Raw genomic sequence first — 24,000 nt, 5'->3', positions numbered from 1 at the left:
GATTCGGTGCCCGGCCGCACAGACGTGTGTCACGGACTGGCCGGCCATCGGCGCGGTCAAAAATCGTCACTGCAAGCGGCATCACCTTCATCCCGGCCTGAAACCGGGGTAAGCTTTTCCCCTGCGGCCCATGCCGCAAGCCATTGCCCTCATCCCCCCAAGAAACAGGAATACCATCATGCGCCTGGGACGCTCCCGAGCCAGCCAGAACGTCGAAGATCGCCGCAGCAGCGGACCGCGTGTCGGCCGCGGCAGTATCGGTGTCGGCACGATCGTCCTGGCGCTGGTAGCCATGTATTTCGGTGTGGACCCCGCCGTGGTGCTGCAACTTGCCGGCGATGGCGGCCCGGCCCAATCGAACCAACAGGCCAGTACCGGCACCCCGGAAGACGCCCAGGGACAATTCGTCGCCCGGGTGCTCGGGGAGACGGAAGACACCTGGCGCGGCATCTTCAACTCACAGACCAATGGAAGCTACCAGGATGCCGTCCTGGTCCTGTACCGCGGTGCCACACCGACCGCCTGCGGTACCGGGCAGGCAGCCATGGGGCCGTTCTACTGCCCGCTGGATACACGCGTGTACCTGGACCTGGCCTTTTTCGACGAGATGGAACACAAACTGGGCGCTCCTGGCGAATTTGCACGCGCGTATGTCATGGCCCATGAAATCGGCCATCATGTCCAGAACCAGCTGGGCACGCTGCGCCGCGTGCAGGAAATGCAGCAGCGCGTCTCCCGTGCCGAAGCCAACCGCCTGTCGGTGCGACTGGAGCTCCAGGCCGACTGCTATGCCGGGGTCTGGGCCCATCATGCCCAGGCCGAACGCAATATTCTGGAATCCGGCGACATTGAAAGCGGGCTGGGGGCCGCCAGTGCTGTCGGCGACGACACGCTGCAACGCCGCCAGGGCGGCAATGTCGTGCCTGACTCCTTTACCCACGGCACATCGGCACAACGCATGGAATGGTTCCAGCGCGGCTACGACAACGGCCGCCTGCGGGACTGCGATACCTTCGGTGGTCAGCCATAAGGCTGCACTACGCCGGCATCCCCTGGGATATCCCCGTCCCGGCTAACTGCCTTCACGCGCCACGTAGGCGGTGCGGGCATCGCGAATCTGGTCATGATGACCGTCCGCCCAGGCCACCAGCGCCCGCATCGGCCCCAGGAATGAATGCCCCAGCTCCGTCAGCGCGTATTCCACCCTGGGCGGCACTTCCGCATAAACCGTGCGACCCACGAAACCGTCCTGCTCCAGGCGTTTGAGCGTGCGCGACAGCATCTGCCGTGAGATACCTTCCACTTCCCGGCTCAGCTCATTGAAACGCATGACGGACTCCCGGCCCAGCGCTTCCAGGATCAACAGGCTCCATTGATCCCCGATCCGGTCCAGTACATCGCGGATCGGACAGGGCTGCCAGGGCGGCAGCGCCAGGCCGCCGGGTCTGCGCCCGGACGAACGTCCCGCGGCCGCGTCTTCCCAGCCATTCACATGCTCGACAACCATCTTCTTTCCCGTTATTTGTTTATTGCCTGAATATCCGGTGGCGCATTCGCCAGCGCGGTGCCTTTCACAAGATTGCAAGGCGTGCAAGGCGCATGCCTGCTCGTTCTGGCACTGCTGGAAGCGGCGCTGCCCAATCCGGCTGGCACCCATATCGCAGGCCAAAAGTCAGCGCGCAGTGACCAGATCAGCACGGCATGACTTCTTGCGCAACGCCTGGAAAGCTCCTAGGATGCATCCATTGGTCTAATAATTAGACCACACATTCAGTCCCCCTTACGCTCTCACAGACACAAGCAAGGAGCCACACATGGCACATATCGCCCTCATTGGTGCATCCGGACAAGCCGGCTCGCGTATTCTCAAGGAATTGTCCGAACGCGGCCATCAGGTCACCGCCATCGCCCGCCGCCCGGAAAAGATCGCCGCCCTCACCGGCGTCACCACGCGCCAGGCGGATGTCTATGACAAGGCCGCGCTGGTCGACGCGCTGCGCGGCCACGACGCCGTCATCAGCGCCGTCCACTTCACGGCCAGCGACACCGCCTTGCTGCTGGCTGCCGTCAAGGAATCCGGCGTACCGCGCTATCTGGTCGTGGGTGGCGCCGGCAGCCTGGAAGTGGCGCCCGGCAAGCGCGTGCTGGACCTGCCCGACTTTCCTGCCGCCTACCTGGCCGAAGCCACCAAGGGCGCGGAATTCCTGGACCTGCTGCGCCAGGAAACCGTGCTTGACTGGACCTTCCTGTCGCCGTCGGCGGAGTTTGTCCCGGGCGAACGCACTGGCAAGTTCCGCCTGGGCAAGGATACGCTGCTGAGCAACGACCAGGGCAGCCGCATCTCATTCGAGGATTTCGCCATCGCACTGGTCGATGAACTGGAACACCCGGCCCACTCGCGCCAGCGCTTCACCGTCGGCTACTGAGCCCCCCCCCGCATCCCGGCCGCCCGGCCGGCATTTTGCATCGCAACAGCCGGCAACGCGTCACCCCGGCCCCAGGGCATTACCAGGCCCTGGGGCCGTTTGCCGCCAGCCGTACCCGCGCCCGCCATATCCATATAAGGGCTATCACTACTGCTGCCACAACTCCGCCCCGATTGCCGTAAACTGCGTAGCTTGTCGCTGCGGATGCCGCAGTGCATCAAGATAAACACAGCCGCAAGCTGAATGGCGGCCTGCCCGACAGGCGAAGCCATCCCCCGGCGGCACGAACCAGGAGATACCAGCAATGTCCAGCTCCACGGAACCCGGGCAATCCGGTGCTGTTTCCGAAACAGAAGGCGGCCACCTGGCACGCAATCTATCCAACCGCCACCTGCAACTGATCGCCATCGGCGGCGCCATAGGCACTGGCCTGTTCATGGGGTCCGGCAAGACCATTTCTCTGGCCGGCCCGTCCATCCTGCTGGTGTACGCCATTATCGGCATCATGCTTTTCTTCGTGATGCGCGCGCTGGGCGAAGTGTTGCTGTCCAACCTCGAGTACCGTTCGTTCGCCGATTTCGCGGGCGATCTGCTGGGGCCCTGGGCCAAGTACTTCACCGGCTGGACCTACTGGCTCTGCTGGATCGTCACCGGCGTGGCCGACGTGGTGGCCGTCGCAGGCTACGTGGCCTTCTGGTTTCCCGAGCTTCCCATCTGGATCCCTGCGCTGGGCCTGATCGTCGTGCTGCTGGTGCTGAACCTGCCCTCGGTGCGCAACTTCGGGGAAATCGAATTCTGGTTTGCGCTGATCAAGATCATCGCCATCAGCGCGCTCATCATCACCGGCATGATCATGCTGCTGAACCACTTCCAGCTGCCCGATGGCACGCCAGCGAGAGTCTCCAATCTCTGGGAGCACGGAGGGTTCTTCCCGAATGGCTTTGGCGGCTTCGTGGCCGGCTTCCAGATTGCCGTCTTTGCTTTCGTGGGCATCGAACTGGTAGGCACGGCCGCCGCAGAAACCGAAAATCCGCGCCGCAACCTGCCCAAGGCCATCAATTCCATCCCCATCCGCATCGTCCTGTTCTATCTGGGCGCCCTGTTCGTCATCATGACGGTCACACCCTGGGACAAGATCAGCCCGGACAACAGCCCCTTCGTGGCCATGTTCTCGCTGGCCGGCCTGGCCATCGCGGCGCACGTCGTGAATTTTGTGGTGCTCACTTCGGCGGCATCCAGCGCCAACTCGGGCATCTACTCCACTTCGCGCATGATTTTCGGCCTGGCTTCCAGCGGTGATGCGCCTACCAGCCTGAGCCGCCTGAACCGTCGCCGCGTGCCGGTGAATGCACTGTTCTTCTCCTGCATTTTCCTGCTGTCCGGCGTCGTGCTGCTGTACGCAGGCCAGAGCGTCATGGAAGCCTTCACGCTGATGACGACCATTTCGGCGCTGCTGTTCATCTTCGTCTGGTCCATCATTCTGGCCTCGTACATCCAGTACCGTCGCAAGCGCGCCGCCCTGCATGCCGCGTCCAGCTTCAAGATGCCCGGCGGCATCCCGGCAGCCATCCTGGTCTATGCCTTCTTTGCCTTCGTCCTGTGGGCGCTGGCGCAGAAACCCGATACGGCCATCGCGCTGGTCTACACGCCGCTGTGGTTCGTCTTCCTGGGGATTTCATATATTTTCGTGCGCCGCCGCAAACAGGCTGCGGGCATCAAGGAATAATCCCCCACAGGGACCGGCGCGCAAGCCAGTGCCTGAACTGGCCGTGGTGAAAACGGCCGCAATACTGCTGAACGCCGGCCCCGTGCCGGCGTTTTTCGTTGGAAACTTGATGCAGCTCAGCCAACACTTACGGTTTGTCGCATTCCAGCGTTTACGCAACTATCCGAACACAGTAAGCTCACTGGTACACGTCGGTGCGCGCCAGCCCCAGCGGTTGCACGCTGATATGTCCTATTCCGCCACGGCGCCGTGCGCCAGGCTTTTTCAGCACAATGGAGACAGATGATGCGCAAGCAAGGCTATTTTTCCTCTCGCCGTACTCTGGCAGCATGCGCCATGGCCTTCGCCAGCCTGACGTTCGCCGCCTGCACCACCACAACCCCCGACGACAAGGCCACCGCTGCTGAACAACGCAGCCAGATCAACGCTGGCGTCAACTCTACATTGAGCCGCCTTTACAGTTCGGCCCCCGGTTCGCAGACACTGATCCAGCAAGCCAAGGGCGTGCTGGTATTCCCCTCCGTCATGGGCGCCAGCTTCATCGTTGGCGGCGAATACGGCAAGGGCGCACTGCGCGTCAACGGCGTCACCAAGGGCTATTACAGCCTGGGCGGCGGCTCCATCGGCTTCCAGGCCGGCGCACAATCACGCGCCATCGTCCTGGTCTTTACGACGCAACAAGCCCTGGATTCCTTCATCAACAGCAACGGCTGGTCCGTCGGCGCGGACGCCAATGTCGCGCTCGCCACGCTGGGCGCCAATGGCTCGATCGACAGCAACACCGTCAATCAGCCTGTGGTCGGCTTCGTGCTGAACAATGCCGGCCTGGCTGCCGGCGTGTCGTTGCAAGGCTCCAAGATCCAGGCCATCGACCTGTAAACCGCTGCCGGGCATGCCAGCCCGGCCAGGGGCGCTGCCGCCCTCTGCCCACATAGCTGCGGGCAACGGCGGCAACCCATGCAAAAGTGCCTGGATACCAGCAAGGTATCCAGGCACTTTTCATTTACCCTGTGCTGCGGACACACTGCCGCAACCGGGGCTCAAGCATGCATGATGCTTAGTTGATGACCTGCTCGATTTCACCCGCGGCGCGAGCGCGCAGCAACTCCTGCTGTACCTGTGCACTGCTCAGCGGTGCACCCACTTGCAGGCGCGGCAGGTCATTCGGGCGTACATCGGTCAAGCCGGCAGCGCGGGCTTCGGCCAGTTCAGCCTGAACCTGCTGCGAGCTCAAGGGCGTACCGACGTTCAGCGGCGGCAACGCATTGGGGTTATCAGTCGCAGCATGCACCGTGGCGGCACCCGCCACAGACACGGCAACCAGGGCGAACGACAGGGTATTTTTCAGTGCTTTCATTTCTGCAACTCCTACGGTTTCGTCTATCTGATTCCCGCGTTCTGGTTCATTCGCGGGAACATGTCAAAGCGATGACAGTGACGACAGTATGCGTAGAATCCCTAATATGAAAAAGCGCATATCCGCAAATGATTTTTCCATATATGGAAATATGGAATAAATAAATCGCAGATTACCCATTGAAATAGAATGAAATAATCACGCAAGCGTCCAGATACCAATTGGAATCACTTTCATCTCTGTTGAAACCAAATTCCATGCAGAACAGGCATAATCGGCGGGCTCTCCATCCATCCGACATTGCCCGGTGCCCCCCCCTCGCTGCGGCTGAGCGGCGCCCCCCCTCGGTTTACCGTGGCGCGGCCCAAGATAAAAAAAGGGCGTGTCCAGTAGAAGGACACGCCCTTTTTTGCACCAGCCGCTTCACGACGGCAGCGTCCAGCGGTTGACTCAGCCTGCGTTGTTGGCCGAGGACTCCGGCCCGACCTCAGGCACCAGTTTGCGCGACAAGGCCTTGGGCAGCGGGAACGCCACGTTTTCTTCTTCGCCTGGCAGCGTACGGACCGACAGCGCACCCAGTTCCTTCAGGCGGTCAATCACTTCCCGCACCAACACTTCTGGCGCAGAGGCACCTGCGGTGATACCAATACGCTGGCGCCCTTCCAGCCATGCCGGGTCGATGGCATCGGCGCGGTCGATCAAGTGGGCATCTGTGCCCAGCCGCTCTGCGACTTCCCGCAAGCGATTGGAATTCGAGCTGTTAACACTGCCAACGACCAGCACCAGGTCGCAATCGGGCGCCATGAACTTGACCGCGTCCTGGCGGTTCTGCGTCGCGTAGCAGATATCGCTCTTTTTCGGCTCGACGATATCCGGGAACCGGCCACGCAAGGCCTGCGCCACCACGGCCGCATCATCAACCGACAATGTGGTCTGCGTCACGTAGGCCAGGTTGCCCGGATCGGAAACGTGCAGCGCCGCCACATCCTCGGCGGTTTCCACCAGGTAGATACCATCATCCGCCTGCCCCAGCGTGCCCTCGACCTCCGGGTGGCCGCGATGGCCAATCATGATGACCTCGCGCCCGGCTGCACGCATGCGCTTGACCTCGATATGCACCTTGGTCACCAGCGGGCAGGTGGCGTCAAAGACATTCAGGCCCCGGTCCTCGGCTTCCTTGCGGACAGCCTGGGAAACGCCGTGGGCCGAAAAGACCACGATGGCCCCCTTGGGCGCCTGGTCCAGGTCGTCGATGAAAACTGCGCCTTTGTCGCGCAGCGTCGATACGACATAACGGTTATGCACGATTTCATGACGTACATAAATCGGCGCGCCGTGCAGCTCCAGCGCCCGTTCCACAATGTCGATGGCACGATCGACGCCGGCACAGAATCCCCTGGGCTGTGCCAGGACGATCTCGCCCGCGCTGATCGGGGTTTCTACGCTCGTCATCAAAGCACTCCAAGAATCGCCACGTCCACCGTCAATGCAATCCCTGCCAGCGGGTGGTTGAAATCGAAGACGGCGTGGTCGTCGTTCACGGACTTCAGGACGCCGGAATAGCGCAAGCCATTGGGCGCGGTGAATTCCACCATGTCGCCCGGCGTGAAGCTGGCATCGGGGCCCGCATGTTCGTCGAGCATCACCCGCGTCACGGCCTGCACGAGCTCCGGATTACGGTCGCCATAGGCCTGTGCCGGCGCCACCGTGAAACTGAATTCATCGCCTTCACGGTGCCCCAGCAAGGCTTGTTCCAGGCCCGGCGCCCATTGGCCCATGCCCATTTGCAGCGTCGCAGGACGACCATCGAACGTATCCGCGAACACCGAGCCCTGTGCCGGCCCGGAGGCCAGCACGATACGGTAATTCAGGGTGAGGTAGGAATGCTCATGGATCAAAGCATTCACTGGTTCAGCTGTCGCGCTCAAAGTCTGCCACCGTAGCGAGTTGGATATCAATCCCTCATTTTAGAGTGACTTATGCCAGAAACCCAAACCCATGCCCCGCTGCAGCCTCGCGAACGTCTTATGCGCCACGGCGCCAGTGCGCTGGAAGACGCGGAACTGCTCGCCATCATGCTGCGCACCGGAACATCCGGCACGCCAGTGCTGGGCCTGTCCAGGCAGCTGCTGCAAGGCTTTGGCGGCCTTAGGCAACTGCTGGCGGCCGACCGCGCTGCGCTCGCTGCCATTCCTGGCCTGGGGCCAGCCAAGTCATGCCAGCTCATCGCCACCATGGAACTGGCGCGCCGGGCCTATGCCGAAGCGTTGCAGGAGGGCAACGTCATGAACCAGCCCGATGCCGTCCTGCAATACTGCGCCGCCCGTCTGGCGCATCTTCGGGTCGAGCACTGCATCGCCCTGTATCTCGATAACCGCTTGCGGCTGTTGTCCTGCCATACCCTGGCCCAGGGCACGACCAACCAGGCATCCGTGTTCATCGGTGAAATCGTGCGTGCCGCGCTGGCGCAGCATGCCAGTGCGATGATCTTCGCCCACAACCACCCTTCCGGCAATCGCGAGCCCAGCCAGGCCGATATCACACTGACACGCAGGCTCAAGGATGCCCTGGCGCTGGTCGATATCCGCCTGGTGGATCATTTGATCATCGCCGGCAATGGCAGTTGCTCGCTGGCAGCTCGCGGGCTGTGCTGAGACGTGCTGGCCGCCGGCTCAATCGGCTTCGCGGGTCGGTTCGCTTTGCTCAGGCTGGCGCAGGCGCGCTTCGCGGCCGTCACGATACAGCGCCACCTTGCTCAGCAGCATGGCGCTCAGGGGAGCCGTCATGACGATGAACAGCGTGATCAGCACCTCATGAAAGGCGATCCGCCCTTCCGCCAGGCTGAAATACAGAATGCTGGCCACCAGGATGCAACCGCAGCCCAGGGTATTGCCCAGGGTCGGAGCGTGCAGACGCTGGTAGAAATTGCGCAGCCGCAACAGACCGATGGACCCGATCAGGGCCAGCAGGCCGCCAGCGACCAGCAGGAAGGCGATCAGCAGGGATGCGGCAGTACCAATGGCTGATTCCGTCATGGTTCTATCACCTCGCCGCGCAACAGGAACTTGGCGATCGCCACAGAGCTGACAAACCCAAACAACGCAATCAGCAAGGCGATCTCGAAATAGGTGCTGCTGCCCGCACGCAGCCCCTGTACCAGCAGGATAAGCATGCCGTTGATGTACGCGGCATCCAGCGCCAGGACCCGGTCCTGGGCGGTGGGGCCACGCATCATGCGGATCATGCACAGCCCCATGCCGGCGGCGAAACAGAGTAAGGCAAATGCAGATGCCCAATGCAGTATCGGGTTCATGATTCGTAGATCTCCATGAGAGGACGCTCGTAGCGTGCCTTGATGGTGCGTATCCATGCGCCTTCATCACGCAAATCCAGGACGTGCAACGTCATCATGCGGCGGTTCTCGCTGAAGCCCGCGCACACGGTGCCGGGAATGGCCGTCACGATCCCGGCCAGCACCGCCTGGCCATGAGGGTCCTGCAGGTCCAGTGGAATATGAATGAAGCCGGATCGCTCGCGGCGCGCCTGTCCGCCGAGAATCACGACGGCGACCGCCAGATTCGAAATGACGATATCCCAGAGGATGTGCAGCGCCAAGGGCACGATCACCGGCACCAGCTTCGCCTTGGCCTGCAACGGCCGCAGGCGCTGCGTGATGTACGGGCCAAACCAGCTCAGTATTGCAGCGATCAGCAGGGTCGAAGGGTCCAGGCTCTGGTTGAGAAGAATCCAGATCAGGAACAACACCACCGTGACCGGCCAGGAAGGGAACCATTTTTTCATTGCGCACCTCCAGCCGCCACACCCAGCACGGCATCGGTATAGCCCGTGGGCACCGAGAGGTATTGCACGGTCTGCTCCAGATAGGACAGCAGCGGCCCGGCAAACACCACCATCAGCACGCACAGCCCCAGCAGCCACAGCACCGGTGCGATATCCGCCAGGCTAAGGCGGACCCGCTGGCGTTCCACCACCCAGAACGTACGGATGCCGACACGCGACAGCGACACGATGGCCGCCAGCCCTGACAGCAAGACGACAGTGAGGAAGACCCAGGCACGGCCCGTCACCGGCTCATTGGTACCGGAATCTCCCAGTGCCGCGGCGAACATGCCGAACTTGGCAATGAAGCCCGACAAGGGCGGCAATCCGGCGACGATCAGCGCGCAGAACACGAAACAGCCGCCCAGAACGGCCAGGGCTGCCGGCACGGTGATGCCGACGACCGTATCGGCCTGCTCGGTATCCCCCTGGGACGAATCCGGCACGCCGAAGGCCTCCAGGCTCAGCGCCAGCACATCCGCGCCGAACGGCCGGTTGCGTTCGATCAGGTCGACCAGCAGGAACATTGCACCGACGGCGAAGGTCGAACTGATCAGATAATACAAAGCCGGCGCAATGATCTGCATGTTCCCAAAGCCAATGCAGGCCAGCAAGGTTCCTGCCGATACGATGACGCTATAGGCCGCCTGGCGCCGCATATCCTGCGAGACCAGCAGGCCCGCCCCGGCCACAACAATGGTCAGGATGCCGACGGCAAAGACCTCGGTGCTGGCGAAGGATGTGAAATCCTGCTGGTTTTCCTGTGAAGCCAGCAATGATGTCAGACGCAGCACCGCATAGGCGCCCACTTTGGTCATGATGGCAAACAGGGCGCCTACCGGCGGCACTGCGGCGATATAAGCCGGCACCAGCCAGAAATTCATCGGCCAGGCGGCTGCCTTGATCAGGAATGCACAACCCAGGATGGCTGCGCCGGACTGGAACATGGCCAGCGCCTTGTCGTCCAGCTTGCCGGCAAGTGTTGCCAGTTCCGCCATGTTCAGCGTCCCGACGCTGCCATAGATCAGCGTCGCACCGATCAGGAACAACGATGACCCCACCAGATTGATGGCGATATAGTGCAGCCCCGCCTTGACCCGCGCCTGCCCCGAACCGTGCAGCAGCAAACCGTAGGACGCCGCCAGCAGGATTTCGAAGAACACGAACAGATTGAAGATATCGCCCGTCAGGAAGGCGCCGTTCAGACCCATCAGCTGGAACTGGAACAAGGGGTGGAAGTGCACCCCTGCCTTGTCCCAGCGTTGCAGCGCAGCCAGCATGGAAGCCAGCGCCAACGCTGCCGTCACCACCAGCATGAGCACCGACAGGCGGTCTGCGACCAACACGATGCCGAAAGGCGGCGCCCAGTTCGCCGGACGGTAAGTCAGCACCCAGCTCTGGTCCTGGAAGGCCGCCAGTCCCAGCATGACGACAGCGACCAGCAGCACCAGGGCCGTAGATATCAGGCTGATACGGCGCCGCTCTTCCTTGCGCGTATCATTCAGCAACAGCATTGCCGCACCGGCCACCATGGGCAGCACGATGGGCAGGATGACCAGATGAGACACCAGACCGCTCACGAATCACTCTCCTTGCCATCCACGTGATCGGTGCCACTCAGCCCCCGGGCCGCCAACAGGACGACCAGGAACAGTGCCGTCATCGCAAAGCCGATGACGATCGCCGTCAAGACCAGCGCCTGCGGCAGCGGGTCTGCATAATTGGAAATATCGGCGACCTTTTCGCCATCCAGCACAGGCGGCTTGCCCACGCTGAGGCTGCCAGTGCCGAAGATGAACAGGTTCACCGCATAGGACAGCAGCGACAGCCCCATGATGGTCTGGAAGGTACGGGGCCGCAGCAGCAGCCAGACACCGGCGCCTGTCAGTACGCCGATTGCCAACGCGACTATCAATTCCATATCAAGCGCCCTCCTCGGCTGCATTCTCCGCCATGGCGGCGCGGGCCCGCTGGCTGCGTGCCGATTGGTGCGCCAGCGCCACCAGCATCAACACGGTCGAGCCGACCACCAGCATGTAGACGCCGATGTCGAACAGCAATACCGTGCCCAGCGCGATCTTGCCGAACAAGGGCAAGGAAAATTCCAGCAACATGGAATCCATGTAGGGACTGCCGGCCAGCCACGAAAGCGCACCGGTCAGCGCGGCCAGCAGCAGGCCGCCGCCAATCCAGTGCTGGGGCCGCAGGCGCATGCGCGACTCGACCCAGGCCGTCCCCCCCACCATGTACTGCAACAGGATGGCCATCGCCATGACCAGGCCGCCGACAAAGCCGCCACCCGGCAGGTTGTGACCACGCAGCAGCAGATAAATGGACACCATGCCGGCCATGGGCAGCAGCAGGCGCACGACCACCGCCGGCACCATCAGGTAGTCCAGCGGCAGATCACCGTCACGAGCGTCCAGATTGCCGTAGGCGTAGGGATCGACCTGCTGGCGCGTGCGCCCCAGGCTTTCCATCGCCGGGCGGAAGCGGCGCAGCAAGGCATAGACCGTCAGCGCCACGGCGCACAGCACAGTGATCTCACCCAGCGTATCGAAGCCGCGGAAGTCGACCAGGATCACATTCACGACGTTATTGCCGTGGCCCAGCGGACGGGCAGCCTGCAGGAAGAAATTCGACAGGTTGTAGCCCTGGTTGTGCGTCATGACGATATACGCCAGGCCGGCCATGCCCAGGCCCACCAGGACAGCGATCGCCAGATCACGCAGGCGCCGCAGGCTGGTCAACAGTTCCTTGACCTGGTTAGGCTGGGTCTCCCCCGCCTGCTCGACGCGCATGGGCAGCCAGCGCAGGCCCAGCAGGATCAATACCGTAGTGACGATCTCTACGCCCAACTGCGTCAGGGCCAGGTCGGGGGCAGACAGCCAGGCGAAGGTCATGACCGTCACCAGGCCGGTCCCGCTCAGCATGATCAGGGCTGCCAGGCGGTGGTACTTGGCCTGGAAGGCCACGCCCACGGCGCAGGCCGCGCCGAATAGCCACATCAGCGCGAACAGCGGATCGAATTCATGCCAACCCGGCAAGGCACCGACGCGCTCCCCCTTCATGAAGGGGGTCACGCCGGCAAGCAAGGCCACCAGCAGGATGCAGAGAATCTGCTGCTGCAGGCGGTCCGTGCTGACATAGCGCAGCAGCCAGGCCGCGCCGTCGGTGAAGCGCGCCTTGAGGTGTTCATAGGTGCGCTTGCCATCGAAACCGTAGATCAGCGGCGTACCGTCGATTTCGCCCACCTTGAGGTGGCGGTTCATGACAACGTACACGGCCACGCCGCCTGCGAGCGCCAGGATGCTCATGATCAGCGGCATGTTGAACCCGTGCCAGATCGCCAGGCTATATGCCGGCAGATGGTCGCCCAGCACCGAGATGGCGGCCGATTGCAGCATGGGGCCGACCGCCCAGGCCGGCACGATGCCTACGATCAGGCAGGCCAGCACCAGCATCTCGATCGGGAAGCGCATCCAGCGCGGCGCCTCGTGCGGCGTGCGCGGCAAGTCCGTGGCCAGCGGGCCGAAGAAAACCTGGTGAATCATACGCAGCGAATAGATCACGCTGCCCATCGCTGCAACGGTGGCAGCCACCGGCAGGGCCACATGAAACAGTCCGGCACGCTCCAGGAACAGGGTCTCCGAGAAGAACATTTCCTTGGACAGGAAGCCGTTGAGCAGCGGCACCCCTGCCATGGCTGCGGCCGCCACGGTTGCGAGCGTGGCGGTAATCGGCATGCAATGCCGCAAGCCGTTCAGGCGCCGGATGTCGCGCGTGCCGGTTTCGTGATCGACGATCCCCACCGCCATGAACAGCGACGCCTTGAAGGTCGCATGGTTCAAAATGTGGAAAATCGCCGCGACCGTCGCCAGCGGGCTGTCCATCCCCAGCATCAGGGTGATCAAGCCCAAGTGGCTGATGGTGGAATAGGCCAGCACGCCCTTCATGTCGGTCTGGAAAATGGCCGCATAGGCGCCCAGCACCAGCGTGACCATCCCCGCGCCGCCGATCAACCAGAACCATGCGTCAGTGCCGGCCAGCGCCGGAGACAGGCGCAGCAGCAGGAATACCCCGGCCTTCACCATGGTGGCCGAGTGGAGATAGGCCGACACAGGGGTCGGCGCCGACATGGCATGGGGCAGCCAGAAGTGGAACGGGAACTGCGCGCTTTTGGTCAGGGCGCCCAATGCCACGAGGATCAGCGCCGGCAGATAGAGCGGACTCTGGCGGATGAGTGCACCGGAAGCCAGCACCGTATCCAGGTCGTAGCTGCCGACAATATGACCGAGCAACAGCACACCGGCCAGCAGGCACAGGCCACCCGTGGCAGTCACCGTCAGCGCCATGCGCGCGCCCTGGCGTGCATCACTGCGGTGGTACCAGTAGGAAATCAGGAAGAAAGACGCCAGGCTGGTCAATTCCCAGAACAGCGCGAGCTGGATCAGGTTGCCTGACAGCACCACCCCGAGCATGGCACCCATGAAGACCAGCAGGAACGCAAAAAAGCGTGGTACCGGGTCCTGGGGCGACATGTAGTAGCGCGCGTACATCGTCACCAGCACACCGATGCCGGTGACCATCAGCGCGAACATCCACGCCAGGCCATCCATGCGCAGCGAGAAGTCCAGGCCCAGGGTAGGCGCCCACGCCAGCGTGAAATGCACCACGCCGCCGTCGGTGACACTGGGATACAGCGACAGCGTCAACAACAGTCCGGCCGCGGCCACCAGGCCTGCGGCCCAGGACTCGCGGCTACGGCCGTCGCGCGGCAGCCTGGCAACCACCAGGCTCGCCACGAACGGCAGGATCAGCAGCAGCAACAACCTCATGACGCCAGCCCCCCTGGCGCCTTCGGCAACACTTGCCGGACACGGAATTCAGTGTATCCACCTCGACAGGCCCGCACCGCGACGGACCTTGCATCATGCTGTTTGGACAGTTTTCTTCTCCTGGTGTGGCCCCCGCGGCGCCGGGAAAAAACGTATGGACAACAATTGAAAAAGCATTCTACCCCCATCAGTCACACGCTTGTTACACAAAAAAATGTGCACCTGCAACATCCATAACCCGATAAGGAAAGTGCAGTCGGCCTGGCTTCCGTTCTGCCCCTTGGAATCTCCCGGCAAGACGCGACCTGAGGCAATCACCCAGCCTGCCAAGCGAATGCTGCAACGCAAAAAACATTTTTTGAGAAATCTTCTCGAAATGTCAGCATCCTGCACACATCCGACGCAGACTGCTCTCAAATCAGCCCATCCTCGCCAAACTCGGCATCTCCTGCATTAACACCGCCACTCTTCCCTGTTCAGCAGGAAACACGATCCGCCAGGCAAATAAGGACCCCCGCACTACGCCTTTGGCTTGCGGCCCCTCAGGGGGGGGGTTTGTCTTGGGGCGGCCCGGCGACAAAAAAGGGCCTATATCAAGCCTTTCGTGGAAAGCACGAGGGGCTTGAAACCATATATGGGGCAATAGGTTAGCTCTGTTTCATGCCGCTTGCAGAGGATGCAGCGTCGTGGGCTAGGAGCCACATGAGAGCCTTGAGAAAGCAAGCCACGTCGCACTGTGGCGGTGAAAGAAGATAGCCGTTAAAGAGCATTCAAAAATTGCGCAATTTCCCATTTTCGATGAGCTCGTGCCAGTACTGCGGCGGTTTGACCATACGAGTTTGCGACATTGGGCGTGGCACCTCCTGCAATTAGGGCCTTCGCGGTTGCAAGATTTCCGTGGCTCGCGGCCCAATGAAGCGGGGCTAGACCCGTTTTTTTTCCATCAAATCTGGGTCTGCGCCTTGGGCAAGGAAAAACGCCCGCTGAATGACGTCGCAGCTATTGAGCTGTCGCTCGGCGTGGTCGTCGCGAAGGCCTCCGACCTCTTGCAAGCCAAGAGACATGGCAAAGCTGAATTTGAGCGTGCCGCGAAGTACACCCCTGTCGGCCGCCGCAAGTAGCAAGTCAGTGGCGCTACGCTGAACGATATTCGCGCAAAAGATGCCGTTTCGCTCTGAACGGCAGCTCTTAGCAAAGTTAAATGTCCGTAATATCATTCCCCAAGAATAGATAGGACTGCTATTACGGACATAATTTCGGTAATATGAGCCTAGACGGTGCAGTTATTACGCCAACCCATACAATGTCTGTAATATCAGTCATATTGGGTCCGTATGACTGTAATTGCGGCCATGGAGGAGTACCCCGATGAAATATGACGAAACAACCCGCATGACGGAAGCACGGCTTCAGGAGGCCCGCCAACTCGGCCTCAAGCTGGCGCTGCTTCGCAAAGCCTTGGGCGTGACGCAGGCCCATGCGGCTGAGCGCGCGGGTGTGTCTCGGTCTACCGCTGTGCTCATCGAATCGGGGGACGCGAGCCGCACGCTGGCGCAGATTCTGAGGTACCTGGAGGTGCTGGCGCCGGGATACAGCCTTTTGGCATTGCTGACTGACGATATCCCCGCCGTCAAGAATTTCCGCGAACATGTAATTCCTGCGCGGGTGAGGAACACAGGCCCCACTCATATTCACACCAGCCACGTCAGCCTCAAGCGAGGCGAGGTCCCAGGCAGGTTCGATGCACTTAAAAATCGTACTCGTGAGGAGGCCGAAGCAGAACGCCTGCGCCTCGCAAAAACTGTGGCCAAAGAGAAGAAATTGAGTGACTATGACTTCTGAACACAACAAATACTTCAAGCCCCCAACGCGGGTTGCGGTCTTCGCTCATCTGGTGGGTGCCCCTGACCCCGCCCATAATGGCTTTGTACCCGCGGGGCGGCTTGAGAACATTGGAGAAAACCTTAGCCCAACGTTCACCTACGGCACTAAGTACGTGGGCCGTCCAAACGCGATAGAGGTAGACCCCCGAGCACTCCCCTTAGCGGGTGAGCGGGGTGGCACCACGCGCTTTGTGTTGCCTGGCCTGACAGAGTTTGGAGGAATCCGTGACTCTGCGCCGGACGCCTGGGGACGGCGGGTCATCGAAAACATGCTGGGTGTGCGCACCGGCACGCTTCCTGAGGTCGCCTACCTGCTCGAAGCGGGAAGCGACCGGGTGGGCGCGCTCGATGTGCGAGTTGACATTGACTCTAAAGGCACAACCCATGCCCACAGCGTGATTGAGCTGGGAAGGCTGCTGGATATCGCAACCCTTATCGAAAACCAAGAGACGGTACCGCAGCATCTGCTGCCCTATTTTAACGGCTTGAGCTCGGCTGGCGGCGCACGCCCAAAGGCGACGGTGCGCGACGATACCGGAGTGCTCTACCTGGCCAAGTTCCCTTCTAAGGATGACAAGGCCTGCAACGCTGTTCTTGAAGCGGGCGCCCTTGACCTCGCCCGGGAAGCAGGGCTTCGTGTGCCACCTGTCGATGTAAAGACCATCGGCGACCAAAAGGTGCTGTTCATCCGGCGCTTTGACCGTTTCTGGGCAGAGCCCGGTGAACTGCTGGCAGCAGGCCAAGAGAGCTGGCTCTCAGACCCGGGCATCACCCATAACGGAATCAAGCGCACAGAGGGGCGCATCGCGGTGTGCTCCGCCATGACCTTGATGGGTGTTGACGAATACGACGCCCAGCGCAGCTCCTACGAGGACATTGCCAAGGCGATTCGTCAATACGGGGCACCGGGCTTCATCAAGTCAGACGTCCAAGAGATGTTCGCGCGGATGGTGTTCAACATCATCGTGAACAACAACGACGACCACCTGCGAAATCACGCCTTTGTGTACGACGTTGCAGCCAAGGGTTGGCGTCTAAGCCCTCTGTACGACGTGCTGCCCATGAACACCGCTGCGTTCACCCGGCATCTGCACCTGGGGGTGGGAGAGATGGGGCGCGAAGCCAGCTTGGACAATGCCCTGTCTCGCTGGTCAGCGTTTCATTCCTCACGAACAAACGCGGTGCAAGCCATCCACCAGGTGTGGACTGCGTCGCGGGCATATCTGGAGAAGTTCGAGAAGTACGGGGCAACCGCGCTGGAGACCGAGTATGTGCAGGGCGCGCTGCGTCGGCTGGAGAACTTGGCCAGCCCCGAGCTCAGCAAGGAACTGCGCGAACTCAAAGTGCCCAGTTCAGGTCAGGCCTCCTGAGGCAAAAAGCGCTGGACGACCCAAGCCCTTCCATCAAAACTCCTTCATAGTTGGTGCCTTGCGGGCGGCGTTCTTGGCCGCGCTGGAGTCACCGCCTTTACGCACCTCGGCCAGCCACTCCTGCGCCATCGTGCGTGCCTGATCGACCGTCAGTTCCCCGTACTGCCCCAGGGCGGGCTTGCGGCGCTCGCCAGCGTTGGTGCGGCACTGGAGCATGAACACCTTGCGGCCCGGCGACAAAAAAAACGCGTGCCTGAGCACGCGTTTTCTGCTGGACAGGGAGCGGGTTCCAAAGAGGCCCCGGCGCTCTCCCTGGTTTACTTGCCCTTGGAATCCTTCATGAAGCGGAAGAAATCCGAGGAAGGATCGACCACCATGACATCGTTCGGGCCGGAGAAGGCGGAGCGGTAACCATCCAGGCTCTTGTAGAATCGGTAGAAATCCGGGTCCTTGGTATAAGCGGAAGCATAGATGTTGGCGGCAGCAGCATCGCCCTCACCCTTGATGCCCTGAGCCTGCGCATAGGCCTTGGCCACGATTTCCTCGTGCGTGCGGTCGGCCTCCGCACGGATCTTCTCGCTTTCGGCAGCACCGATGGAGCGCAGTTCATTGGCGGCACGGGTACGCTCGGCTTCCATACGGCGATAGACCGATTCGGAAATTTCCGGAGCGAACTCCAGGCGCTTCAGGCGCACATCAATGATTTCCACGCCCAGCGGCTCGGCGCGGCGCGCCACGTTGGTACGCACTTCGTCCATGATCTTGTCACGTTCCTTGGACACCACATCCTTGACGGTGCGGATGTTCACGGAAGCGTTGAGGGCATCACGAATCTGAGCCTGCAGACGTTCCTGGGCAGCACGCTCGTTACCACCGAAGGTCACGTAGTACTGGAAAGGATCCGCAATCTTCCACTTGACGTAGGAACTCAGCAGCAGGTTCTTCTTTTCGGAAGTCTGGATACGCTCGGAATCCGAGGTTTCGATCGTCAGAATGCGCTTGTCCAGCGTTACCACGTTCTGGAACGGCGGCGGCAGCTTGAAATACAGGCCCGGTTCGCTGATGACGCGCTTGATTTCACCCAGCGCGAATACCATGGCGTAATCGCGCTCGCGCACGATGAACAGGCAGGACGACAGCAGCGCGATGACTGCCATGATGACGATGAGAAAGGGAACGGCGAAACGTTTCATGATACTGGGTGCTCCTTAGCGGACGGGACGGTCGCGGGTCAGCGAATAGGGCTGTGCGCCCTGGCCTGAGCCAGAGGCACTGCCCACGCTGGGCGCCGAGCCGGTTGCCGGAACATCCCTGCCCTGCTGAGCCTGGACCGCTGCGCCGCCCGCCTGGGCTGCGTTGTTGTCCGCCTTGTTGGCGGCACCCGACGAAACCAGCTTGTCGAGCGGCAGGTAGATCATGTTGCTGCCATCCTTGGTATCAACCAGCACCTTGCTGGAATTGCCATAGATAGATTGCATCGTTTCCAGGTACATGCGATCACGCATGACATCCGGTGCCTTGCGGTACTCGTCCAGGATACTGAGGAAGCGCGAGGCATCACCCTCGGCATCGCCCGTCACCTTGGCCCGATAGCCCTCGGCCTGTTCGATCATGCGCGACGCCGTACCACGGGCCAGCGGCACGACCTTGTTGGCATAGGCCTGGCCTTCGTTGATCTGACGCTCGCGGTCCTGGCCCGCCTTGACGGCATCGTCGAACGCGGCCTGGACCTGCTCCGGCGGCTGCACGTTCTGGATAGCGACGGTGCTGACCTGGATACCGGTATGGTAGCGATCCAGGATCTGCTGCATCAGCGTCTGCACTTCACCGGCAACTTCGGTACGACCCTCGTAGAGCACGAAGTCCATGGGCTTGCGGCCAACGATCTCGCGCATGGCGGCTTCAGACGCCTGGCGCACGGCTTCGTCCGGATCACGCATCTTGAAGAGATAATCCGGCGCGCCGTTGCCACGCAGGCGGTACTGCACCACGAACTGGACGTCGACGATATTTTCGTCGTCCGTCAGGATCAGGGATTCCTGCAGCACCTTGTTGCGCGCATTGCCCCGGAAGCCCACCTCAAAGGTACGCAACTGGGAAACATTGACCAGTTCATGGTTCTGGAACGGATACGGCAGGCGCCACTGGAAGCCGGGAGGCGAGGTCGACTTGTACTTGCCGAACTGCGTCACGACAGCCACCTGGCCTTCCTGCACGATATAGAAGCCGCTGGCCGCCCACAGGCCGGCCGCCACCAGTGCGACAACACCTGCGCCGACCCGGAAGCCGCGCGAAGACGGGCCACCGGCCGAGCCGTTGCCGCCCCCCTGGCCACCACCGGAACGCTTGCGGCCAAACATGCCGCCCAGACGCTGGTTGAAATCCTTCCAGACCTCGTCGAGATCTGGCGGACCATCCTGATTGCGCCCCGGCCGTTTGTCGCCTGGCTTGTTGTTCCGGCCCCAGCCGGGATCATTCAGATTGAACAGTTTGGAAAGTGCTGACATTGTTCCCTGCATTAATGGCGGCCTGCGCTATTGCCCCGCGCAACGCGTCCAGACCGATGCGCTCTGCGGCGCTGACAAATACTCGCGCAATCGTACCATGCACATCATAATCGACACGCGGGGCCAGGCCTGCGAGGTCGATTTTGTTATAGACCTGGATACGGGGTATGTCTCCTGCGCCAATATCCTGCAATACCTTTTCGACTTCCAGTATTTGCTCGTCGCGCTGCGGACTGGACGCATCCACGACGTGCAGCAACAGATCCGCGTGCACGGTTTCTTCGAGCGTAGCGCGGAAAGCCGCAATTAGTGTAGGCGGAAGATCGCGGATGAAACCCACTGTGTCGGAAATCGTTACCTGTCCGGCGCCTTCTATCCAGATGCGGCGTGTCGTCGTATCCAGGGTTGCGAACAACTGGTCGGCGGCATAAGCGCCGGCCCGCGTCAGGGCATTGAACAAGGTAGACTTGCCGGCGTTGGTATAGCCGACCAGCGAGACCGACATGTGTACGCCACGATTGCGTGAACGACGTTGTGTCCGGCGCTGCCGCTCTACCTTGGCCAGGCGCTCTCGCAGGCCCTTGACCTTGTCGCCTATCATGCGACGATCCATTTCCAGCTGCGATTCGCCCGGGCCGCGCATGCCTATCCCGCCACGCTGGCGCTCAAGGTGAGTCCAAAGCCGCGTCAGGCGCGTGGACAAGTGCTGCAACTGGGCCAGCTCTACCTGCAGCTTGCCTTCGTGGCTCTGGGCCCTGAGCGCGAAGATATCGAGGATGAGTGCCACCCGATCCACCACTCGCAGACCGATCTGGCGTTCCAGGTTGCGTTGCTGTGCCGGCGACAGCGGCTGATCGAACAGGATGACTTCAGCCTCGTGCGCCTTGGACAGTGCGACCGCCTCTTCCAATTTGCCGGTACCGATGAAATAGGCCGCATCCGGGCGCTGACGCTTGACCGTGATGACATCCACGATCTCGGCGCCGGCCCCTTCGGCCAGCATTTTGAATTCTTCCGCGTGAGCGATGTGATCCGGTGACCCGAGGTCCACGCTGATGATCAATGCGCGCATCGGCCTCCTTTCCGGCTGGCCCGCCGGTCAGCCGTGCGGCCGCCGCACATGTGCGCAGCAGCTGCCGGCCTGTATGAAATTGAATATCCGGCCGGAATCAGGCAGCACCCTGTTCAGCGACCTGGAAAGAGACCGCACGCGCCGGAACGACCGTGGAGATGGCATGCTTGTAGACCATCTGCGTAACCGTATTGCGCAACAGCACGACATACTGGTCGAAGGATTCGATCTGGCCTTGCAGCTTGATGCCGTTGACGAGATAGATGGATACCGGCACGTGCTCTTTGCGCAGTGCGTTCAGAAACGGATCTTGCAGTGTTTGCCCTTTGTTGCTCATTGGCCAGGCTCCTTGATGTTATTGGTTTTAGTGGCATTGACCCAGGCAGTTGGCACCATGGGCCAGGGGTGAGACAAGCGCCCGCGATGCCTGCCTCAGTGCTTCCAGAGACGGCAGGCGCCGGCGCAGGAAGACGCGTGGATTAAACATAGCACTCTACAGGGTTTTCCCGAATGTTTCCAGCACCTTCAATCAGCAACCGCCTTGATCTGCCAGTATGCCTGAGAGCGCGTCACACAGTGCAGCCATTTCAGCATCCGTGCCGATCGAGATACGCAGGTATTGTTCGATACGAGCTTGCTGGAAATGACGCACGATGATGTGGCGCTGCCGCAAGGCCCCCGCCAACTCCGCCGCATGACGGCCAGGATGGCGCGCGAAGATGAAATTCGCCGCGGAAGGCAGGACGTCAAAGCCCAGTTGGCGCAATGCGGCAACCGTGTTCGCACGCGTCAGCGCCACTCGGGCGCAGCACTCGGCCAAGTAAGCCGTATCTTCAACGGCCGCCTGGGCGCCCGCCAAAGCGAGACGATCCAGCGGATAAGAATTGAAACTATCCTTTACACGCACCAGGCCTCCGATCAGGTCGGCATGCCCCAGCGCATAGCCGACACGCAGACCGGCCAGGCCGCGCGACTTGGAAAGCGTATGGACGACCAACAGGTTGTCGTAGCGAGCAATTAGCGGAACAGCGGATTCGCCGCCGAAATCCACGTAGGCTTCGTCTATGACGACCACGTGGTCCGGATTGGCTGCCACGATCGCCTCTACCTCGGAGAGCGGCAATGCCGTGCCGGTCGGCGCATTGGGATTGGCAAAAATGATGGGGCCGGCATTGTCCTGGTAGTCCTCCGGCTGCAAGCGCAGGTCCTGCGTCAGCGGCACCCGCACGCTTTCAATGCCGTACAGGCCGCAATAGACCGGATAGAAGCTGTAGGTGATATCGGGGAAGCGCAGCGGCGCCGACTGTTGCAGCAGCGCCTGAAAGGCATGGGCCAACACTTCGTCCGATCCGTTGCCAACAAACACCTGGCTGACATCCAGACCATAGGTCCGGGCAATGGATTGCCGCAACGCCAGGCCGGTGGGGTCAGGATACAGGCGCAGGCTGTCGTCACACGCGTCGCGCATGGCGGCGAGCGCCCGGGGCGACGGCCCGTATGGCAACTCATTGGTATTGAGCTTGATGAGGCGCTGCTCACGCGGCTGTTCACCCGGCACATAGGGCTTCAGTTCACGCGTCTTGCTGCTCCAGAAACGACTCATTGCTTGCCTTCGACATAAGGATTGTGGGAAGACTTGAACTCAATGCGCAACGGCGTGCCGGCCAGATCGAAGGCCGTACGGAAACGGGCCTCCAGGTAGCGCCGGTAGGAATCCGGAATCGCGTCCAGTGCGCTGCCGTGCACCACGATCAGCGGCGGATTCTGGCCGCCTTGGTGGGCGTAGCGCATCTTGGGCCGGAAAATACCCTTGCGCGGCGGCTGCTGCTGCTCGACTGCTGCGTGCAATTCGCGCGTCAGCTTGGGCGTGGACAGCTTGGCGAAGGCAGCCGCGTGTGCAGCATTGACGGACTTCAACAACGCTTTGACGCCCTGCCCCTTCAAGGCCGAAATCGTGTGCATACGGGCAAAGGCCAGGAAGCGCAGCTTGCGTTCGAACTCGCGCTGGATGCGCTCGCGCTGGTCTTCGTCCATGCCATCCCACTTGTTGATGGCCACCACCAGCGCCCGCCCTGTTTCCAGGACGAAACCGGCGATGTGTGCATCCTGCTCCGAGACTTCCTGCTGGCCATCTATCATCAGCACCACGACATTGCTGGCTTCGATTGCCTGCAGGGTCTTGATGACGGAGAATTTTTCGATGGCTTCGAAGACCTTGCCGCGCTTGCGCAGTCCGGCAGTGTCTATCAGCGTGTAGTCCTTGCCGCCCTGCGAAAATTCGATTTCGATGGCATCACGGGTAGTGCCCGGCATGTCGAAGGCGATGACGCGGTCTTCGCCCAGCAGCGTATTGATCAGCGTGGACTTGCCCACGTTGGGGCGGCCGACGATAGCCAGCTTGATGCGGTGTGCCAGCGCCTCGCCGTCCTCCGCCGCCTGGGCCTCGGCTTCCTGCTGGGCTTCTTCTTCGGCAGTGTCGCGGAAGGGCTCGAGCGCCTGGGTGATGAGATCGACCACCCCATCGCCATGAGCCGAGGAAATCGCGTGCGGCTGCCCCAGACCGAGTTCATGAAACTCGGCGATGGCAGCATTTTCCGACATGCCTTCGGCCTTGTTCACTGCCAGCACGATATGCTGGGTGCAGGTACGCAGCAGGCGAGCGATATCCTGATCATGGGCATTCAAACCTGCCCGCGCATCCACCAGGAACACGACCACGTCGGCCTCGGCGATCGCCTGGCGGGTCTGCTGCGCCATTTCGCGCAGGATCCCATCCTTGGCAACGGGCTCGAAACCGCCAGTATCCACCACCAGGAACGGAATGTCCCCGACGCGGCCTTCGCCGTAGTGGCGATCACGGGTCAGCCCGGAAAAATCGGCCACCAACGCGGCGCGCGAGCGCGTCAGACGGTTGAAAAGGGTCGATTTGCCTACATTGGGGCGCCCGACCAGGGCTACGACAGGTTTGAACGACACGTTAT

At 61.6% G+C, this 24,000-nt stretch carries 25 protein-coding genes and 1 pseudogene; 8 read left to right on the top strand and 18 right to left on the bottom strand.

Annotated elements, in window-relative coordinates; genetic code table 11:
• Positions 1-178: 178 nt before the first annotated feature.
• Positions 179-1,030 (top strand): KPN_02809 family neutral zinc metallopeptidase, encoded by an 852-nt coding sequence (gene ypfJ, locus EV679_RS07990; RefSeq protein WP_068368377.1) that lies wholly within the window; start codon positions 179-181, stop codon positions 1,028-1,030.
• 42 nt (positions 1,031-1,072) lie between these two features.
• Here the strand turns inward: ypfJ and EV679_RS07985 are convergent, their stop codons facing one another.
• Positions 1,073-1,507: a winged helix-turn-helix transcriptional regulator gene (locus tag EV679_RS07985; RefSeq protein WP_083969444.1), complete on the bottom strand. Its 435-nt coding sequence runs from the start codon at positions 1,505-1,507 to the stop codon at positions 1,073-1,075.
• 307 nt (positions 1,508-1,814) lie between these two features.
• Here EV679_RS07985 and EV679_RS07980 point away from each other — a divergent pair, with 307 nt between their 5' ends.
• The 3 genes from EV679_RS07980 to EV679_RS07970 all read left to right on the top strand — a co-directional run bounded on the left by EV679_RS07980 (position 1,815) and on the right by EV679_RS07970 (position 5,031).
• Entirely contained in the window at positions 1,815-2,426 is a 612-nt protein-coding gene (locus tag EV679_RS07980) for an NAD(P)-dependent oxidoreductase (protein ID WP_068368379.1), read from the top strand.
• Between the two features lie 304 nt (positions 2,427-2,730).
• A complete protein-coding gene (locus EV679_RS07975; RefSeq protein ID WP_068368382.1) occupies positions 2,731-4,152 on the top strand; it encodes an amino acid permease in 1,422 nt (473 codons plus the stop codon).
• 282 nt (positions 4,153-4,434) lie between these two features.
• The gene (locus EV679_RS07970; protein ID WP_068368388.1) at positions 4,435-5,031 is read left to right on the top strand and encodes a BPSL1445 family SYLF domain-containing lipoprotein; all 597 of its coding nucleotides are present in this window, start codon (positions 4,435-4,437) and stop codon (positions 5,029-5,031) included.
• 178 nt (positions 5,032-5,209) lie between these two features.
• On the opposite strand, the gene EV679_RS07965 is transcribed toward EV679_RS07970, so the two are convergent.
• The 3 genes from EV679_RS07965 to EV679_RS07955 form a co-directional block, all read right to left on the bottom strand.
• The gene (locus EV679_RS07965) at positions 5,210-5,509 is read right to left on the bottom strand and encodes a DUF4148 domain-containing protein (RefSeq protein WP_238591314.1); all 300 of its coding nucleotides are present in this window, start codon (positions 5,507-5,509) and stop codon (positions 5,210-5,212) included.
• Positions 5,510-5,959: 450 nt separating this feature from the next.
• A complete protein-coding gene (ispH, locus tag EV679_RS07960) occupies positions 5,960-6,961 on the bottom strand; it encodes a 4-hydroxy-3-methylbut-2-enyl diphosphate reductase (protein ID WP_068368391.1) in 1,002 nt (333 codons plus the stop codon).
• Complete coding sequence (locus EV679_RS07955) at positions 6,961-7,437, bottom strand: FKBP-type peptidyl-prolyl cis-trans isomerase (RefSeq protein WP_130486924.1); 477 nt, start codon at positions 7,435-7,437, stop codon at positions 6,961-6,963. The genes ispH and EV679_RS07955 overlap by 1 nt, the downstream gene beginning before the upstream one ends.
• A 51-nt stretch (positions 7,438-7,488) precedes the next feature.
• Here EV679_RS07955 and radC point away from each other — a divergent pair, with 51 nt between their 5' ends.
• Entirely contained in the window at positions 7,489-8,163 is a 675-nt protein-coding gene (gene radC, locus EV679_RS07950) for a RadC family protein (protein WP_068368397.1), read from the top strand.
• 18 nt (positions 8,164-8,181) lie between these two features.
• Here the strand turns inward: radC and EV679_RS07945 are convergent, their stop codons facing one another.
• The 7 genes from EV679_RS07945 to EV679_RS18035 all read right to left on the bottom strand — a co-directional run bounded on the left by EV679_RS07945 (position 8,182) and on the right by EV679_RS18035 (position 15,186).
• The gene (locus tag EV679_RS07945; RefSeq protein ID WP_068368400.1) at positions 8,182-8,544 is read right to left on the bottom strand and encodes a Na+/H+ antiporter subunit G; all 363 of its coding nucleotides are present in this window, start codon (positions 8,542-8,544) and stop codon (positions 8,182-8,184) included.
• Positions 8,541-8,822, bottom strand: a complete 282-nt coding sequence (locus tag EV679_RS07940) for a K+/H+ antiporter subunit F (protein WP_130486923.1) — start codon at positions 8,820-8,822, stop codon at positions 8,541-8,543. The genes EV679_RS07945 and EV679_RS07940 overlap by 4 nt, the downstream gene beginning before the upstream one ends.
• Positions 8,819-9,310 (bottom strand): Na+/H+ antiporter subunit E, encoded by a 492-nt coding sequence (locus tag EV679_RS07935; protein ID WP_068368405.1) that lies wholly within the window; start codon positions 9,308-9,310, stop codon positions 8,819-8,821. The genes EV679_RS07940 and EV679_RS07935 overlap by 4 nt, the downstream gene beginning before the upstream one ends.
• Complete coding sequence (locus tag EV679_RS07930; RefSeq protein ID WP_420177915.1) at positions 9,307-10,881, bottom strand: monovalent cation/H+ antiporter subunit D; 1,575 nt, start codon at positions 10,879-10,881, stop codon at positions 9,307-9,309. The genes EV679_RS07935 and EV679_RS07930 overlap by 4 nt, the downstream gene beginning before the upstream one ends.
• Before the next feature lie 44 nt (positions 10,882-10,925).
• The gene (locus tag EV679_RS07925; RefSeq protein ID WP_068368411.1) at positions 10,926-11,270 is read right to left on the bottom strand and encodes a Na+/H+ antiporter subunit C; all 345 of its coding nucleotides are present in this window, start codon (positions 11,268-11,270) and stop codon (positions 10,926-10,928) included.
• 1 nt (position 11,271) lies between these two features.
• Positions 11,272-14,187, bottom strand: a complete 2,916-nt coding sequence (locus tag EV679_RS07920; RefSeq protein ID WP_068368414.1) for a monovalent cation/H+ antiporter subunit A — start codon at positions 14,185-14,187, stop codon at positions 11,272-11,274.
• Positions 14,188-14,946: 759 nt separating this feature from the next.
• A complete protein-coding gene (locus EV679_RS18035) occupies positions 14,947-15,186 on the bottom strand; it encodes an ankyrin repeat domain-containing protein (RefSeq protein WP_083969505.1) in 240 nt (79 codons plus the stop codon).
• On the opposite strand from EV679_RS18035, the gene EV679_RS07910 reads away from it, so the two are divergent.
• From EV679_RS07910 to EV679_RS07900, 3 genes are all read left to right on the top strand, one after another.
• Positions 15,072-15,308, top strand: coding sequence for a hypothetical protein (locus EV679_RS07910; RefSeq protein WP_068368417.1), 237 nt, complete (start codon positions 15,072-15,074; stop codon positions 15,306-15,308). The two genes, EV679_RS18035 and EV679_RS07910, sit on opposite strands and share 115 nt — an antisense overlap.
• Before the next feature lie 247 nt (positions 15,309-15,555).
• Complete coding sequence (locus EV679_RS07905) at positions 15,556-16,029, top strand: helix-turn-helix domain-containing protein (RefSeq protein WP_068368420.1); 474 nt, start codon at positions 15,556-15,558, stop codon at positions 16,027-16,029.
• Positions 16,019-17,440, top strand: a complete 1,422-nt coding sequence (locus EV679_RS07900; protein WP_130486922.1) for a type II toxin-antitoxin system HipA family toxin — start codon at positions 16,019-16,021, stop codon at positions 17,438-17,440. Before EV679_RS07905 ends, EV679_RS07900 begins: the two co-directional genes overlap by 11 nt.
• A gap of 39 nt (positions 17,441-17,479) precedes the next feature.
• Here the strand turns inward: EV679_RS07900 and EV679_RS07895 are convergent.
• The 7 genes and pseudogenes from EV679_RS07895 to der form a co-directional block, all read right to left on the bottom strand.
• A pseudogene (locus EV679_RS07895) lies at positions 17,480-17,671 on the bottom strand (Arm DNA-binding domain-containing protein); the annotation flags it as partial.
• An 86-nt stretch (positions 17,672-17,757) separates the two neighbouring features.
• Positions 17,758-18,633, bottom strand: a complete 876-nt coding sequence (hflC, locus tag EV679_RS07890) for a protease modulator HflC (RefSeq protein WP_068368428.1) — start codon at positions 18,631-18,633, stop codon at positions 17,758-17,760.
• 15 nt (positions 18,634-18,648) lie between these two features.
• Positions 18,649-19,947 (bottom strand): FtsH protease activity modulator HflK, encoded by a 1,299-nt coding sequence (gene hflK, locus EV679_RS07885; RefSeq protein WP_068368431.1) that lies wholly within the window; start codon positions 19,945-19,947, stop codon positions 18,649-18,651.
• Complete coding sequence (gene hflX / locus EV679_RS07880) at positions 19,913-21,019, bottom strand: GTPase HflX (RefSeq protein ID WP_068368434.1); 1,107 nt, start codon at positions 21,017-21,019, stop codon at positions 19,913-19,915. The genes hflK and hflX overlap by 35 nt, the downstream gene beginning before the upstream one ends.
• Positions 21,020-21,116: 97 nt before the next feature.
• Entirely contained in the window at positions 21,117-21,356 is a 240-nt protein-coding gene (gene hfq, locus EV679_RS07875; protein ID WP_068368437.1) for an RNA chaperone Hfq, read from the bottom strand.
• A gap of 192 nt (positions 21,357-21,548) precedes the next feature.
• On the bottom strand, positions 21,549-22,622 hold the full coding sequence (hisC, locus tag EV679_RS07870) for a histidinol-phosphate transaminase (RefSeq protein ID WP_130486921.1): 1,074 nt from the start codon (positions 22,620-22,622) through the stop codon (positions 21,549-21,551).
• Positions 22,619-23,995: a ribosome biogenesis GTPase Der gene (gene der, locus EV679_RS07865; RefSeq protein WP_127773703.1), complete on the bottom strand. Its 1,377-nt coding sequence runs from the start codon at positions 23,993-23,995 to the stop codon at positions 22,619-22,621. The genes hisC and der overlap by 4 nt, the downstream gene beginning before the upstream one ends.
• Positions 23,996-24,000: the final 5 nt, after the last annotated feature.

It is taken from the genome of Kerstersia gyiorum (assembly GCF_004216755.1).
GTDB classification, from domain to species: Bacteria; Pseudomonadota; Gammaproteobacteria; order Burkholderiales; family Burkholderiaceae_B; genus Kerstersia; species Kerstersia gyiorum.
Note: the sequence above shows the minus strand (reverse complement) of the source record. Positions and strands in the feature narration are given on the sequence as shown.